The 15,262-nt window shown below is 36.2% G+C and carries 19 protein-coding genes; 9 read left to right on the plus strand and 10 right to left on the minus strand.

The annotated features are described in order from the left end of the window. Window position 1: 1 nt before the first annotated feature. The 3 genes from FNW07_RS09590 to FNW07_RS09600 all read right to left on the minus strand — a co-directional run bounded on the left by FNW07_RS09590 (window position 2) and on the right by FNW07_RS09600 (window position 4,886). Window positions 2-1,216, minus strand: coding sequence for an RsmB/NOP family class I SAM-dependent RNA methyltransferase (locus FNW07_RS09590; RefSeq protein ID WP_126742625.1), 1,215 nt, complete (start codon window positions 1,214-1,216; stop codon window positions 2-4). A gap of 107 nt (window positions 1,217-1,323) precedes the next feature. Beyond that, entirely contained in the window at window positions 1,324-3,318 is a 1,995-nt protein-coding gene (locus FNW07_RS09595) for a KUP/HAK/KT family potassium transporter (protein WP_126742624.1), read from the minus strand. Between the two features lie 104 nt (window positions 3,319-3,422). After that, window positions 3,423-4,886 (minus strand): hypothetical protein, encoded by a 1,464-nt coding sequence (locus FNW07_RS09600; RefSeq protein ID WP_126742623.1) that lies wholly within the window; start codon window positions 4,884-4,886, stop codon window positions 3,423-3,425. A 125-nt stretch (window positions 4,887-5,011) separates the two neighbouring features. On the opposite strand from FNW07_RS09600, the gene FNW07_RS09605 reads away from it, so the two are divergent. Next, complete coding sequence (locus FNW07_RS09605) at window positions 5,012-6,067, plus strand: oxidoreductase (protein ID WP_126742622.1); 1,056 nt, start codon at window positions 5,012-5,014, stop codon at window positions 6,065-6,067. Between the two features lie 29 nt (window positions 6,068-6,096). Here FNW07_RS09605 and FNW07_RS09610 read toward each other — a convergent pair whose 3' ends face one another. The 5 genes from FNW07_RS09610 to FNW07_RS09630 form a co-directional block, all read right to left on the minus strand. Then, window positions 6,097-6,555, minus strand: coding sequence for a sensor of ECF-type sigma factor (locus FNW07_RS09610; RefSeq protein ID WP_126742621.1), 459 nt, complete (start codon window positions 6,553-6,555; stop codon window positions 6,097-6,099). 34 nt (window positions 6,556-6,589) lie between these two features. Further along, window positions 6,590-6,967 (minus strand): hypothetical protein, encoded by a 378-nt coding sequence (locus FNW07_RS09615; RefSeq protein WP_255512742.1) that lies wholly within the window; start codon window positions 6,965-6,967, stop codon window positions 6,590-6,592. Between the two features lie 66 nt (window positions 6,968-7,033). Beyond that, window positions 7,034-7,573, minus strand: a complete 540-nt coding sequence (locus FNW07_RS09620; protein ID WP_255512743.1) for an RNA polymerase sigma factor — start codon at window positions 7,571-7,573, stop codon at window positions 7,034-7,036. A gap of 72 nt (window positions 7,574-7,645) precedes the next feature. Then, window positions 7,646-8,767 (minus strand): SRPBCC family protein, encoded by a 1,122-nt coding sequence (locus FNW07_RS09625; protein WP_126742619.1) that lies wholly within the window; start codon window positions 8,765-8,767, stop codon window positions 7,646-7,648. 184 nt (window positions 8,768-8,951) lie between these two features. Continuing rightward, window positions 8,952-9,140, minus strand: a complete 189-nt coding sequence (locus tag FNW07_RS09630; protein WP_126742618.1) for a hypothetical protein — start codon at window positions 9,138-9,140, stop codon at window positions 8,952-8,954. 78 nt (window positions 9,141-9,218) lie between these two features. On the opposite strand from FNW07_RS09630, the gene FNW07_RS09635 reads away from it, so the two are divergent. Then, window positions 9,219-9,602: a nucleoside triphosphate pyrophosphohydrolase family protein gene (locus FNW07_RS09635; RefSeq protein WP_126742617.1), complete on the plus strand. Its 384-nt coding sequence runs from the start codon at window positions 9,219-9,221 to the stop codon at window positions 9,600-9,602. A 46-nt stretch (window positions 9,603-9,648) separates the two neighbouring features. On the opposite strand, the gene FNW07_RS09640 is transcribed toward FNW07_RS09635, so the two are convergent. After that, entirely contained in the window at window positions 9,649-10,716 is a 1,068-nt protein-coding gene (locus FNW07_RS09640; protein WP_126742616.1) for a branched-chain amino acid aminotransferase, read from the minus strand. A 298-nt stretch (window positions 10,717-11,014) separates the two neighbouring features. Here FNW07_RS09640 and FNW07_RS09645 point away from each other — a divergent pair, with 298 nt between their 5' ends. The 6 genes from FNW07_RS09645 to FNW07_RS09670 all read left to right on the plus strand — a co-directional run bounded on the left by FNW07_RS09645 (window position 11,015) and on the right by FNW07_RS09670 (window position 13,815). Then, a complete protein-coding gene (locus tag FNW07_RS09645; protein WP_126742615.1) occupies window positions 11,015-11,503 on the plus strand; it encodes a DUF4920 domain-containing protein in 489 nt (162 codons plus the stop codon). After that, window positions 11,503-11,946, plus strand: a complete 444-nt coding sequence (locus tag FNW07_RS09650) for a hypothetical protein (RefSeq protein ID WP_126742614.1) — start codon at window positions 11,503-11,505, stop codon at window positions 11,944-11,946. Before FNW07_RS09645 ends, FNW07_RS09650 begins: the two co-directional genes overlap by 1 nt. 1 nt (window position 11,947) lies before the next feature. Further along, window positions 11,948-12,613: a tRNA (5-methylaminomethyl-2-thiouridine)(34)-methyltransferase MnmD gene (gene mnmD / locus FNW07_RS09655; RefSeq protein ID WP_126742613.1), complete on the plus strand. Its 666-nt coding sequence runs from the start codon at window positions 11,948-11,950 to the stop codon at window positions 12,611-12,613. 147 nt (window positions 12,614-12,760) lie between these two features. Next, window positions 12,761-12,958: a hypothetical protein gene (locus tag FNW07_RS09660; RefSeq protein WP_126742612.1), complete on the plus strand. Its 198-nt coding sequence runs from the start codon at window positions 12,761-12,763 to the stop codon at window positions 12,956-12,958. A 228-nt stretch (window positions 12,959-13,186) separates the two neighbouring features. After that, the gene (locus tag FNW07_RS09665; protein ID WP_126742611.1) at window positions 13,187-13,384 is read left to right on the plus strand and encodes a hypothetical protein; all 198 of its coding nucleotides are present in this window, start codon (window positions 13,187-13,189) and stop codon (window positions 13,382-13,384) included. Between the two features lie 236 nt (window positions 13,385-13,620). Beyond that, window positions 13,621-13,815 (plus strand): hypothetical protein, encoded by a 195-nt coding sequence (locus FNW07_RS09670; RefSeq protein ID WP_126742610.1) that lies wholly within the window; start codon window positions 13,621-13,623, stop codon window positions 13,813-13,815. 51 nt (window positions 13,816-13,866) lie between these two features. Here FNW07_RS09670 and FNW07_RS09675 read toward each other — a convergent pair whose 3' ends face one another. After that, entirely contained in the window at window positions 13,867-14,808 is a 942-nt protein-coding gene (locus FNW07_RS09675) for a LysR substrate-binding domain-containing protein (protein WP_126742609.1), read from the minus strand. A gap of 151 nt (window positions 14,809-14,959) precedes the next feature. Between FNW07_RS09675 and FNW07_RS09680 the strand changes: the two genes are divergently transcribed. Further along, entirely contained in the window at window positions 14,960-15,241 is a 282-nt protein-coding gene (locus FNW07_RS09680; RefSeq protein ID WP_255512744.1) for a hypothetical protein, read from the plus strand. Window positions 15,242-15,262 lie beyond the last annotated feature (21 nt).

Genomic DNA, 15,262 nt, shown 5'->3' on the forward strand with positions numbered 1-15,262 from the left:
ATTATTCTTTGCGCTCTAATAAAGCCATATAGAATCCATCAAAACCGGATTCAGAGGCCAAAATCTTAGAATCCTTAACAAAGTTAAAGCTTTTTCCGGCTTCTGTAGTTAAGAAATGCTTAATTTGTTCCTGATTTTCAGAAGGTAACACCGAACAAGTAGCGTAAACTAATTTTCCTCCAGGCTTTACAATTTTGGAATAATTTTCTAAAACTTCCGCCTGAACTTTACGGATATTATCAATAAATTCAGGTTGTAATTTCCATTTGGCATCAGGATTTCTTTTTAAAACTCCCAAACCGCTGCATGGAGCATCAATCAAAACACGATCCGCTCTTTCATGTAGTTTTTTGATGACTTTGGTTGAATCAATTATTCGGTATTCTATGTTGAATGCCCCATTTCTTTTGGCTCTCAATTTCAATTGCTTTAGTTTGCTTTCATACAAATCCATCGCAATCAATTGGCCCTTATTTTCCATTAAGGAAGCGATATGCAATGTTTTTCCCCCGGCACCGGCACAAGTATCTACTACTCTCATTCCAGGTTTTACATCCAGGAAAGCGGCAACCAATTGAGAATTGGCATCTTGTACTTCGAAAAATCCAGATTTAAAAGCATCTGTCAGGAATACATTGGCACGCTCTTTCAGCACCAAAGCGTCCGGCTGATCTTTTAAAAATTCAGTTTCGATATTCTGGTCCATTAAAATGGCACGAAGTTGTTCTTTTGTAGTCTTTAAAGTATTCACACGAAGGATTACCTTGGCAGGTTGGTTCTGCGCTGCGATTTCGGTTGCCCAAACTTTTTCTCCCAACTCTTTAACACCAAGTTCGTCCATCCAGTCCGGAATAGATTCTCTTAATGCTCTTACTTTTGAAAGCTCGTCGAAACGGCCTTTAATTTTTCGTTCCGGTGTTCCTTCCAATTGTCTCCAGTCCGGAATCGGATATCCTCGTAATACGGCCCATACCGAGAACATTCTCCATAAATTATCTCTGTCGAAAGGTTCTTTTACTTCTGCAATTTCAGCATATAATCGTTTCCATCTTACAACTTCGTAGATGGTTTCTGCAACAAATTTACGGTCGGAGCTCCCCCAACGTTTGTCCTTTTTTAAAGCTCTCGCAACTACTTTATCGGCATATTCTCCTTCATTGAAAATCGCATTCAGGGAATCGATTGTCGTGTAAACTAAATTTCTGTGTAATCTCATTTGTTCTATAAAAATCAGTTTGCAAAGGTATAGCTTTTTGCTATAAACAAAGAAGTATTCTTTAAAACCTTTTGAGTCTAAAGAATACCTTTTTTTATTGGTGTTATTTAAATACTATTAGTATGATTATGACTATAGATTCTTCGCATGTCAATAATTTCCGGTGGATGTAAAACCATTGGGAATTGTTCCACTTTTACAGAGCTGCTGTCTAATCCGAAGCCATTTTGTTCGGTTAAGCTGAATCTCTTCATAAAGAAATAGGTGTTCATTACAATGCTTTCGAAGAAGGTTAAATCGCTGTCATTAGAGAGGAATTTTGCAGATAGTACAAATTTGAAATCCCCAAGAATGTTGTTTTTATTTAAGGATTCATAGCGACTGGTAATATCTACTTCGCCATTTTTCACCATATCCTTGATTACCTCCTTGAACATCAGATTAATTTTAGTAGGTTCGCGGAAACCCAGATAGAAATCAATACGGTAAATATCATCCTTAATGACTTCGGACACTTTATATTCTTTTTTATAAGGTTCATTCAGGATGTTCACGTGAATAAACCAATAGATATCGGCTCTTTTGGGTCTTTTCTGAAGAATGGAATACATTACTTTTTCTTCAATTTCATCGGTCCTGCTTGAGTTGGTCATATATACCAAATGGGTAGCATATTTTGGAATTGATAAATCCACGCTTAATTCGGCCAATACTTTTTTGTAAGTATCTATTTTTACAATTTTAGTGTAATTCTTGCTAATTTTTTTTGCTAAAAACCAAGTTGACATTACGCCTATTAAGAAGATGGCAATAAATAACGTAACATAACCTCCATCCATGAATTTGGTAATGTTGGCCGCTAAAAAGCTAAATTCAATCGTTAAGTAAATTAAAATCAATGGCGCAATAAAATACCATTTGACCCTTTTCATTATCAAATAATAATTCAAAAGAATGGTGGTCATGATCATACAAAGGATAATTGCCAAACCATAGGCATGCGACATATTACTGGATTCTTCAAAGTGAAGCACGATACCCACGCATCCAAGGAACAACAGCCAGTTTATGGAAGGAATGTATAATTGTCCTTTCACATCGGTTGGGAAATTAATTTTAATTTTTGGCCAGAAATTCAATCGAACGGCTTCGTTAATCAGTGTAAAGGAACCGCTGATTAAAGCCTGAGAAGCAATTACTGCTGCCAGTGTAGCAATAACAATCCCAATAGGCTGGAACCACTCGGGCATCATTAAATAAAACGGATTCGGATTTGAATGGCCTAATTCGGAGAGTGTCTTACCGTTATGTAATAGCAGGTACGCGCCTTGTCCGAAATAGTTTAGAATTAAGGTAATTTTCACAAAAATCCAACTGATTCGGATATTTTTTCTTCCGCAGTGTCCCATGTCAGAATATAGTGCTTCCGCTCCGGTAGTACATAAAAAGACAGCACCCAATACAAAAAATCCATGACCGGATACATTGGAAGTCAATAAATGATAGGCGTAATAAGGATTCAGAGCATTAAAAACCTCAAGGTTCTGGGTCAATTGAATAATTCCCAATACCCCCAACATTGAAAACCACACCAACATCATAGGAGCAAAAAACTTTCCTACGAGCTTGGTGCCAAACTGCTGGATCATAAAAAGGACGAACAAGATTCCAATTACGATGGGAACAGTTGGAATGTCGGGTTTAAAAATACGAAGCCCTTCGACTGCAGAGGAGACTGAAATGGGAGGAGTAATAATTCCGTCGGCCAGCAAAGCACTTCCTCCGATAATGGCGGGAACTATCAACCACTGGATTTTGGTTCTTTTTACTAATGCGTATAGGGCAAAAATACCACCTTCACCATGGTTATCCGCGCTAAGGGTGATGATTACATATTTTAAGGTGGTCTGTAGAGTTAAAGTCCAGAAAATACAGGACAATCCGCCCAAAATTAAATCTTTACTGATGATTCCCTCGCCAATGATTTCTTTCATTACATAGAGAGGAGAGGTTCCAATATCTCCGTAAATAATTCCTAGTGTAATTAGTAACCCGGCAGCAGATAATTTGCTATGAAGTTTTTGATGGCTGTGCGCACTCATAATTATTGATTAATAAAGAGTGCAAAGGTATTACTTTTAAAGAATTGAAATAAAAAAGCACCGAATATTTTTCGGTGCTTTGTAAGTTTATTTTTCTTATTAGATTATCCTCGTCTGGATCCTCTTGATTGCCCCATTTCTCTTGGAGCCTCGTTTCGTTGAGAACCGTTATCACGAGAAGGTGAAGCCTGTTCTCTGTTTCCTCTCGGAGCAGCATTTTCGCTTCTGTTCTCTCTCGGGGCTGAGGCGGGTCTTGGTGTAGCTTCTGTTCTTGTATTTTCTCTTGGACTGGAAGCTTCGGTTCTTGTATTTCCTCTTGGAGTATAGGCACCGTCAGAGTTAGGTCTTGGTGTTGAAGCTTCGGTTCCTGTATTTCCTCGTGGAGTGTATGCTCCGTCAGAGTTTGATCGTGGCGTTGATTCTTCCGTTCTTGTATTTCCTCTTGGACTATCTAGTCCGTCCGATGTTGGTCTTGGCGTTGTACCTTCCGTTCTGGTATTTCCTCTTGGAGTATACACTCCGTCGGATGTTGGCCTTGGTGTTGTACCTTCTGTTCTGGTATTTCCTCTTGGAGTATACACTCCGTCGGAGGTTGGCCGTGGCGTTGTACCATCTGTTCTGGTATTTCCTCTTGGAGTATACACTCCGTCGGATGTTGGTCTTGGCGTTGTACCATCTGTTCTGGTATTTCCTCTTGGAGTAGTTTGTCCGGTCGGTCTAGGTGTAGAAGTTGTACTTCTGGTATTTCCTCTAATGCCTTCCGTTCTTGTGTTACCATCTGTTTGGTTACTCGCCAATGCAGTTCGGGTACCGCCATTTCTAATGGTTCTCGTTTGATCTAATTCATAACGATTGCTTACTCTGCTGTTTCTGTTAGCAAAGGAACGTGTAGGATGTTGAACTTCATATCCGTTTGAACGTCTGGTGTTGTGCATTGCCATAGCAGTTCGGCTTCTTCGGATATCCACATAATTATAGTGATGGTTTACATTAATGCAAAGACCTATGTGGTGTCTGTATCTGAATACAGGGAAAGGATTCCAAGCGTAATAATAGGTTGGATAATATCCCCAATACCATGAAGAATAATAAGGATGATAATTAGTGATCCAAAATGAGGTAAAAATTATTGGCGTATGAACATATACCGGCTCATAGATATAATTATTACCGTACATATAAACATCACCAACTACCTGTACCTGCACCTGATTGTGTTCGTCTCGTTCTACTTCAACAGTAGCGACATCCTGGAACACGTCTCTTTCGAGAACTGCCTGTACAATAATCAAGTGGGTTCTTCCTTCAACTGATTCAATAACACGCAAATAATCAACCTGATTATCATTGTTTAAATCCAAATTAGAAATCTGAAGTTTTGGATCATTAAGTCGTCTTTCAAAATCATCCAGATTATCTGAATCTCCGAAAATGGAAGCAACGGCTCTCAAATCCAGGTTATCACTAATCTCTGAGCTGGTTGCATTGACAGTGGTCCTGTCTTGCGCAAATACTTGACTTGTAAATAGGGAGGCAAAAAGGGCGAGTGTTATTATTTTAGTTTTCATAAGGGTAAGAATTTTGTTCATCTGTTTTTAATTATATCCAATTACTGTGCCAATATTTAAGATTACTCTCTCCTGTTTCTATTTCTTATTTTAAATTGTATTTTAGCTTCCATAAATAGCGTATTATGAAATCTAAAAACATTTATTTTCTTCTGGTAATTCTGGTTTTTTCCTGTAAACCAAAAATGTATACATCACACACTTTGCCAGTAAAATCAGTAACTTCAGAGGTGTTATTGGAAGATAAGATAAGTGTAAGGGCTATTTTGATTGATAAAAATAAAGTGTGGTATGCAGCCGATAAAAATCGTTTTGGATTTTATGACCTGATTGCAAAAAAAAGAGAAGAACGCAAAATAATACAAGATACTTTGCAGTTGGAATTTAGAAGTGCGGCCCAAACATCAGAGGCTGTTTTTGTTCTAAGTGTCGCTGATCCAGCACTTTTGTATAAAATCAATAAAAAAGACCTGAGCCACAAACTGGTTTATCAGGAAAAGAATGAAAAAGTGTTTTATGATAGCATGAAGTTTTGGAACGATACGGAGGGAATTGCCTTGGGAGATCCGACAGAAGCTTGCTTTTCATTACTAATTACAAGGGACGGAGGAAATTCATGGAAAAAAACGACATGCGAAAATCTCCCGAAATTAGCCGATGGAGAAGCATTTTTTGCCGCAAGTAATACCAACATCATCATAAAAGGCACTAAAACATTTATAGTTTCCGGTGGGAAAAAATCCAGAATTTTTGTAAGCGAAGATAAAGGGGCGACCTGGGTAGTTTATAATACCCCAATTATTCAGGGCCAAAACATGACTGGAATTTTTTCTGCTGATTTTTACAGTGAAAAACTGGGCTTTGCAGTCGGTGGAAACTACGAGAAACCATTAGATAATGCCGCCAATAAAGCTATTACGCTAAACGGAGGAAAAACCTGGGAATTAAAAGGAATCAACAACGCCTTTGGTTATGCATCGTGTGTGCAGTTTGTTCCAGGGAAAAAAGGTAAAGAAATTGTGACTGTGGGAACTTCCGGAGTTTTTTATTCGGAAGATATGGGAACAACCTGGAGAAAAATTATCGAAGACAAAGACTTACATACAATTCATTTTCAAAATGAAGATACTGCCTTTGCCGCAGGAAGAAACAAAATCATCATGATTAATTTCAAAAAATAAAGAGAGCCATCTGACTCTCTTTACTATTTTTATCTTCTCGGCTGTTTGTCGCGATATTGTTTCAGTAATTTTCGGTTGAAATCTTCTTCTGCTTTTTTCAGCTTGATGATTTTAACCGGACTGAGGATTCCTTTTAAATTGGAAACAAATTTTTTCCGCAGCTGGTACAATTCATCTTCGGTATTTTCCATTTGCACTAAAAATGTCGCAGCTTCTTTCTCGCTCATCTTTTCAACGGAACCGTCATCCATACGGTCCATATAAGCACGCATTTTTTGGTGTCTCAGTTCAAATTGTTTGTCATCGAAAGCGTTATAAACTGGCCAGAATTTTTCGGCCTCTGCAGTTGATAAAGATAATTCATTGGTCAGGAATGCAACTTTTAAAGCCTTAACCTGTTCCTTTTTTCCTCTCATTCTGCCGCCTTGTGCGAATGAACTGAAAGAAACCAATAAAAGAAGTATCAGAAGTATATTTTTTAATTTCATTGTATTTTATTTTTAAAAATATTTTGTTTAATATTTATTCTGTGATAATTTGTTCCAAATTAGTATTTGTGGAAAGTATATCCTCTATCATTTCATCTTCCAACGGAAGGTCCACTTTCATTTTTTCGATGTCTTCCGCTTCAAGCAAACTTACCAAATCGTACTGATTGATATTGGATTGGTCAGTGATATAATTTTCCAATGTAACTTCATCCAATTCTGCGGAATTTGAAAAGCGATTATATATCGGAAGCATCAATGCCAGAACCAAAACTGCGGCAACTGCCATAATCCAGGTTTTTCTTCTTTGGAAAATAGATATAACCTTCCGCTCTTCCTGTACGGGAAGTTGCTGCATTACTTTGGCCGAAAAAGTTTCAAAGTAATGGTCAGGAGTTTTAAATCCGGACATAGTTTTAGGCTCGTTATGTAATTTAAAGTCACTCATATTCATAAGACAAAATTACGTTTAAAAGGTTTAACCTTTCGTCATAAAAAGTTCAATTTTTTTCACTGCATGATGGTAAGAAGCTTTCAATGCGCCAACGGAAGTCCCCAATATCTCCGACATTTCTTCGTATTTTATTTCCTCAAAATACTTCATCTTAAATACCAATTGTTGTTTTTCAGGTAGTGCAGTAATCGCTTTTTGAAGTTTCAATTGGATGGCATCCCCATCAAAATGGCTGTCCGCGACTAAATTTTCAACCAGTTTGGCTTGCATTGCTTCGCTGGTAGTGCCGTTTCGTTTTGCTTTTTGATTGATGAAAGTAATCGCTTCATTGGTAGCTATGCGATACATCCATGAAAACAATTTACTGTCTCCTTTAAATGTTTTCAGGTACTGATACACTTTGATGAAAGTATTCTGTAATACATCATCGGCATCATCGTGGTTCAAAACAATATTACGGATGTGACTGTACAAAGGTCTCTGGTAATCCGACAAGAGCTTTTGAAACGCTTCGTTTTGCGTTTTGGGGTTCAATAACTGTTGTATGAATTCCTTTTCTTCCAAAGAAAATTATTTATCAGTAAGAATGCCGCAAGGTGAAAAGGTTTAATCTAAAAAGACATTTTATCGAAAAAATTACAATTCTTCCGCAGGATCTATAACAGGTTTGATTACGGCTGGCAGAGTGACTTTTGGCGTTGGAACTGTTTTTACAGTTGGTGTGATTGGTACAACTGCCGCTTTCGGACTGATGGCAATATAGATATCCGTAACCCATTTTGACGGGCTTTTTTCCTGATCAATCCCGAGAGTATATACTTCCATAGACGGACCCGACGGATTTCTGTTAAGATTATTTTGTGAAATGTAACCTGCTGCTTCATCCCATGCTTCTTTGCTATGTGAATAATCACCCGTAAGTGTTGTTTTTAAGGCTTGAAATGCTTCCAGCTTTCCTCCCATAATTTCGCTGCCCGGGCTCGTCACTATTTGGTCTTTTACAGGAACGCAAACAGAAAATTTGGTAATTCCATTGACAACATCATAAGTATGGTAAATTACAAAAGGTTTGCCATTGGTGGGAATTTTATTTTTTTTGAAAAAGTAATCAAGTTTGCCCATCATGATTTTCATATTCTTCGGCAAATTAACAAAAGAGCTATTAATGGTGCGCTGCATGTAATATCCGCCGGCCTTCATCACAATCCCATGAACCTTCACCTTGTAAGTATTGATTTCATAATCCAATTTACGGTCCAGATTTACAAGGCTTTTTTCATACATATTACCAATAATCTTTTCGGCCCCACCTTTTACAGCTGCATAGATTTTGAACATGAATGGCATCGTACCTTTGGTTCGCCACGTTACGTTTGTCCCACCGGCTGTATCTTTAAAACTCCAGTAAACATCCGAAGGAGCATCATTCATTGTCATTTTTTGGACGATACTATCGTTTTCTTTGACAAACACGGTTTTCATTTTTCCGACACCGTCAGTTCCCGACCAGGAATATGACCCACCTTTTCCAATGGTTTTTGCCGGATATGAAAAACGCATAGCAGAATCATTTTCTTTCCAGGCACCCCAATTTTCCCAATTGCGGTAATCGTTTACGTAGGCAAATACAACTGATTTGGGAGATTTTATAAATTTACTTCTAACGACGTCGTATTCTCCTTTTTGTGTAGCAACGAAAACTGCCAACGCCACAAAAGCCAACAGGATAAGTAAAAATATATATTTAAGGATTCTCATAATCAATTGAATTGGTTCGATGTAAAGTTAGAAATAATATTGATATAGTGATTAAAATTTGTAATTGGTCTATTACAAAACGCCCCGTATTTGTTAGTATAATGATTAAATCGGAATATCTGCACGGATATAAAAAAAACGCCCACTGGTATAGCGAACGTTTTGTATGGTGATATTTTAAAGATTAATGCTTAAAAAATATTTTGATGATGAATAAGAATCCAATAAACAATAAAAATCCTATCAGAATTTTATAGGATCCTTTATAAACCCGTCGGTGTACTGCAATATCTTTTCTATAGGAAAACGCTACAGCTATGACAAAGGCAATAAAAAACAAGCCTGCGAAAATCAATTGTCCCTTACTAAACATAGTTAATAATTTTTGGCAAAAATACTCATTTGTAATCAAAAGTTACTATTTTGCAACATCAATTAATTAGTTAAAATTATGCAGAAACAACTCAATGCAGTGAAAGAATTTCACTATGCTTTCGGAATAGGGTACAGTGAAATCCTAAAAGGGGACTTAGGCGAAAACAAGAACATGCTTCGTTTCAATTTGATGAAGGAGGAAAATGAAGAATATTTGGAAGCCGTTCAAAATGACGATCAGGTAGAAATTGCGGATGCATTAGGTGATATGCTGTACATTTTGTGCGGAACCATCATCGAACACGGTTTACAACATAAAATTGAAGCTGTTTTTGATGAAATCCAGCGTAGCAACATGAGCAAATTAGATGAACAAGGCAAGCCAATTTATCGTGAAGACGGTAAAGTGATGAAAGGGCCGAATTACTTCAAACCTGATTTTTCTGAAATCCTTAAATAAAAAAATCCCGAGTTATCGGGATTTTTCATTTTATTGAATCTTTTAATTATATTTTTACGGTCCAGCCAAAAGTATCTTCAGCGGTTTTGTATTGTATATTGGTCAGTTTGTCTTTAAGTTGTAATGCAATGGAATCTTCGATTTTTGGCAATTCATAATACACATCGGCAAATGAAAACCCAACGATTGGATTAACGACTGCAGCAGTACCGGCTCCAAAAATTTCTTTCAGGGTACCGTTTTTGGCTGCTTCTACTATTTCAGATACCAAAACCGGGCGCACCTCCATTTTAATTCCGTCTCTTTCCGCAAGGGAAATCAAACTTTTTCGGGTAACCCCGTCAAGAATACGTTCGCTTGCCGGCGCAGTATATAAAGTATCATTGATTCTGAAGAATACATTCATGGTTCCGGCTTCTTCCAATAAAGTATGCGTGGCATCATCAGTCCAGATAATCTGCTGGAACCCTCTTTCGTTAGCAAGTTTTGTTGGGTAGAATTGTGCCGAATAATTTCCTGCAGCTTTTGCAGCACCGATTCCTCCATTGGCAGCACGACTGTAGTGATCGGCTATGATTACTTTTACTTCACCTGAATAATACGACTTAGCAGGAGATAATATAATCATGAAACGGTATTGTGTTGATGGCGCCGCAATCACGCCAGAACCAATTGCAATCATAAAAGGACGGATATACAGCGAATTTCCCATTCCTTTTTTTACCCAATCTTTTTCCAGATTAATCAATTGCTTCAAACCATCGATAAACACATCTTCAGGGACTCTGGGCATCGCCATTCTCTCGGCAGATTTGTTAAAACGCTCGTAATTTTGGTCCGGACGGAAAAGCCAGATGGCATCATTTTCATCTTTGTAGGCTTTCATACCTTCAAAAATAGCCTGACCATAATGAAAAACTTTAGCTGAAGGATCTAACAGAAAAGGCGCATAAGGTGTAATTTGGGGTTTTTGCCATTCGCCATCCTTAAAATCGCAAACCAACATGTGGTCTGTAAAAACATTCCCAAAAGAAAGGTTTTCAAAATCAATTGTATCAATTTTTGAAGCTGTAACTTTTACCGTATCTATTTCCTGAGTAGCTTTTAAGCTCATTTATTATAAGTTTGTTAGATGGAATATTACGTTATAATAAACTGATTGTTAGTTATTAATGCGGTAAATTCAAAAATTAGTTGTTGTGTTATTTTCTCTGCTAAATTAACAAAAATTAAGATATTTTGAACTTGCGGTAAAATATAATGCAACTTTTTCTTTTTTCTTTTCGGGAACTTTAATTTATTGTCAAATTCTCAATAATAATTGAATTTTGGTATATATTAACTTGATGTTTCAAATATCTGACTATTTTTGTCACTCATACAATTGCACTAAACCCCAAAACTTACACATAATGAAAAGTATTGCTATCGTCGTTTGCTCCCTTTTTGTATTATCGAGCTGTAAAAAAGAAGTTAAAATTGAATCTAAAGCTGAAGTAACTTATGCTACGTTTGGTGATAGTATTTCTGCTAAAAATGCTTTATCCAAGGAAGAGATGATAACCAAGTTTGACCAAATGAAACCTGGGGATACATTGGATGTGAAATTCCAAGCCAAAATAAAAGAAGTGTGCCAGAAAAAAGGTTGTTGGATGACTTTGGATTTAGCCGAGAACAAAGAAGCTTTCGTGAAATTTAAGGATTATGCTTTTTTTGTGCCGAAAAATGCCAAAGATGAGCAAGTTATAATCAGCGGAAAAGCATATGTAAGTGTTGAGAGTATTGATGAATTGAGACATTATGCCAAAGATGCCGGTAAATCGCAAGCTGCTATTGACAGTATTATTTCGCCAAAAACGACCTATTCAGTAATGGCGAATGGTGTTTTAATTAAAGGGTAATGAAAAAATATTTACTATTGGTTGGTTTTTGCTTTTTGATTTCTTGTAATAAAAAGGAGGATAAAGCCGAATGTTCCTCAACTTCATCCGATAAAAAGGAAAAGAAATTCGAGATGTATGAAATGTCCGAAATGGCAGCTTTGATGGAACAGATGTATGTTGACAACCAACGATTAAAAGAAAGAATCAAAAATGGGGATACCATTGGAAAATTCCCGAATCATTTTCTGAAGATTCACAAAGCAGTGATGACCGATGAAAGTGAAAATGACATCTTCTTTAAAGAACAAGCAGCACTTTTTATCAAAGCACAGGAATTGATTTATAAGGATCCAAAAAATGCCAAAGAACATTTCAACGAAGGAATTAACGCTTGTGTCCGCTGCCATGAAGTGAAATGCGGCGGCCCGATTCCAAAAATCAAGAAATTATATATTCAATAAATTGAAGAGAGAAATTATTCAGACTTCCGATGGATCCACAACGATACATCTTCCTGATTGGAATGAATCCTATCATTCCAAACATGGTGCTATTCAGGAAGCAAAACATGTTTTCATAAAAAATGGGCTTTCCTTGTTTGAAGGGAAGCCTGTTTCTATTTTGGAAATTGGATTTGGAACCGGCCTGAATGCTTTCATTACTTTTTTGGAGGCTGCAAAAAGCAATCAGCAAATCGACTATGTTGGAGTAGAGGCATATCCTATTTCTTCAGAAGAGGTTTTACGGATGAATTATGTCTCGGAACTGGATGCCGAAACATTTAGTACCGTTTTTGAAAAAATGCATCAATGCGCTTGGGAAGAAAAAATCCCAATTTCCGAAAATTTTGATTTAACGAAAAGAAAACAATTCTTTAATGAGATTGCAGACGAGAACCGGTTTGATTTGATTTACTTTGATGCCTTTGGATACAGAGTGCAACCCGAATTGTGGAGTACTGAAATTTTTGAAAAGATGTTCAGGTCTTTAAAGAGTAATGGCATATTGGTGACCTATGCTGCTCGTGGTGTCGTAAAACGCAGCATGATTGAAGTAGGATTTAAAGTCGAAAAGCTAGCAGGCCCGCCAGGAAAAAGAGAGATGTTTAGGGCTACCAAAGGATTGTAAAAAAAGCGAAACAATTTCCTCATTTTACTTGAAATTATTCGGGGTTTAGATTTCATATTTATCAGTTGTTTTTGTAAAAACCACAAAAATTTTACTTAACTTTGAGATAGTAATAACCCAACCAACACCAAACTGAATATTCATTTTATGAACAGAACTATGTTTGATTACACCAAAAACATACTGGAACGAGTGAGTTTTGACCCTTTACTATTCTGTAAAGAATTAGAAAAAGCATTAAAAATGCTGCTCCCTTACGAAGTAGAACAACTAACAGATTGGCTTTTCGATTATACCAATGAAAAGCCCGAATTAAGACAATGTCTAATTTTTGTGAATAAATAAAACTGAAAGGAGCTTAAACGGCTTCTTTTTGTATTTATATCACTCATTTACAATCGGTTACAAGATTTTGATTATATTGGATCATATGTAGGATAAATAATATTGTTTGTACATAAAATGTATTTTATCGTGTTTTTAATACATTTTATCGGAGATTTTAATTGTATAAATTATTTTTTGTTTTACATTTACAATAGGTTCTTATTAAGATAACTTAATCTTATTGTTATGTCTAGAATGATTTACAATTACACGAAAGAGGTGCTCGAACGAGTGAGCTTTGATCCTCAGCTTTTCATCAGAGAGTTAAAAAAAGCCATCAAGAATTTATTGCCCTATGAAATTGAACAATTGAAGAGGTGGCTTCAGTATTTCACAAACGAGAAACCCGAACTGAAGCAATGCTTATATATAGTTAACGATTAGAAAAGGAAAGGAAATCAGAAATGTTTTCCTTTTTTTATAAAAACAATGTAACTACCTAATAATTAGTATAAATGTAAAATTTGAATTAGCGTAAGAAATTTTATATAAAATCCCTTAAAAAATGTTAATAATCTGATTTTTAAGCACTTAGTCGATGTTTTTTTGATTTTATATGATTCTTTCTTGTTATCTTTACAATAGTTAAATGTTACAAGAACCTTTTTAATTTATTTGTTATGTCTAGAATGATTTACGATTACACCAAATCAACACTCGAGAGAGTTAGTTTCGACCCACAGCTTTTTATTAAAGAGTTAAAAAAAGCTATCAGAAGTTTATTACCGTATGAAATTGAGCACCTGAAGAAATGGCTGGCTTATTTCACAAATCAAAAACCGGAGTTAAAGCCGTGTTTAGTCATCGTTAATTAAACTTCCCACTGTCGATAAAAAAAGGAGCACTTGGCTCCTTTATTGTTGTTTTTACTTTTTTGAAATCGGACTTATGATTTCCACGTTATGAAAAACAATCGCTCCTTTGATTACACCTGCAATGGTTTGCCGTAAAGCTTCAATTATATGAATTTTTAATTCGGTCTTCGGAAAAATAAGGCTGACTTCACGTGCAGGTTTCGGTTCCTTAAAATGATGCAGCTTCGCGCGGTCTTTTTCTCTTAAATCCAAGGTATGTAAAAAAGGTAAAAGGGTAGTTCCTAATCCTTCATCCGCTAAACGGATTAACGTTTCAAAACTTCCGCTTTGCAGTTGAAAAGAATTATCGGAGGTAAGATCCTGATTTTTACAAAGATTTAGAATTCCATCACGGAAACAATGTCCATCCTGCAATAATAAAATTTCATCCAGATTTAAATCGGACACTTCAATTTCAGTTTTATTAGCCATTTTGTGATTCTCCGGAATGTAGGCAACAAAAGGTTCGTAATACAAAACGATTTCCTTCAGCTTCTCCTCCATAAGAGGAGTGGCAGCAATGGCAGCATCAAGTTTTCCGTTTTTTAAGCGTAGGATTATTTCATCGGTGTTAAGTTCTTCAATGATGAGTTTTACCTTTGGATACTTCTTGATGAAATTACCTAAAAACATCGGTAGCAGCGTAGGCATAATGGTCGGGATAATGCCTAGTCTGAATTCTCCACCAACAAAACCTTTTTGTTGTTCAACAATATCCTTAATCCGATTGGCTTCATTGACAATGTTTTTTGCCTGAGTCACTATTTTTTGACCAATGTCAGTTAATTGAATCGGCTTTTTGGTCCGGTCAAAGATCTGGATCTTGAGTTCTTCCTCAATTTTCTGGATCTGCATGCTTAAGGTTGGCTGCGTAACGAAACACTTTTCAGCAGCAAGTGTAAAATTTTTGTGTTCTGCCACTGCGAGAACATATTGTAATTGTGTAATAGTCATAGTTATAGTAATTTCTGATGCGAATTTACAAAAACTATAGTTTTTCGTTATGCTTTTTGTTCGTTTTTATAAAGCTGAAATATGTTAATTTTTTTCTAATTATTAGATGATGCCTTTTAAATACGACGATTAAACCCTATTTTTGGCCCCAATGAAATTTGCTGTCAAAATAATGTTGTTCGTTTTTGTGATTTTTCTTTCGACTCCCACAATTGTGAGTTTGATAGAGAAAAGTACCGATACATCTTGTTTTTACAGTATGTCTGAAGACGAGTTATCGCATAAGGAAATCAAGGCAGAGTTTAAGTTTGATTCCAATTATGAACTGATTAATTTATCAGGATTTACGTCTAGCCTAATTCTTTCGGAAAATCTATCCAAGCATGATAATATTGCCGGAAGCATTTTCATTCCCCCACCTGATCAAGTTTAATACACTACGGATTTTATTCAT

Source organism: Flavobacterium sp. GT3R68 (assembly GCF_007109225.1).
Lineage (GTDB): Bacteria > Bacteroidota > Bacteroidia > Flavobacteriales > Flavobacteriaceae > Flavobacterium.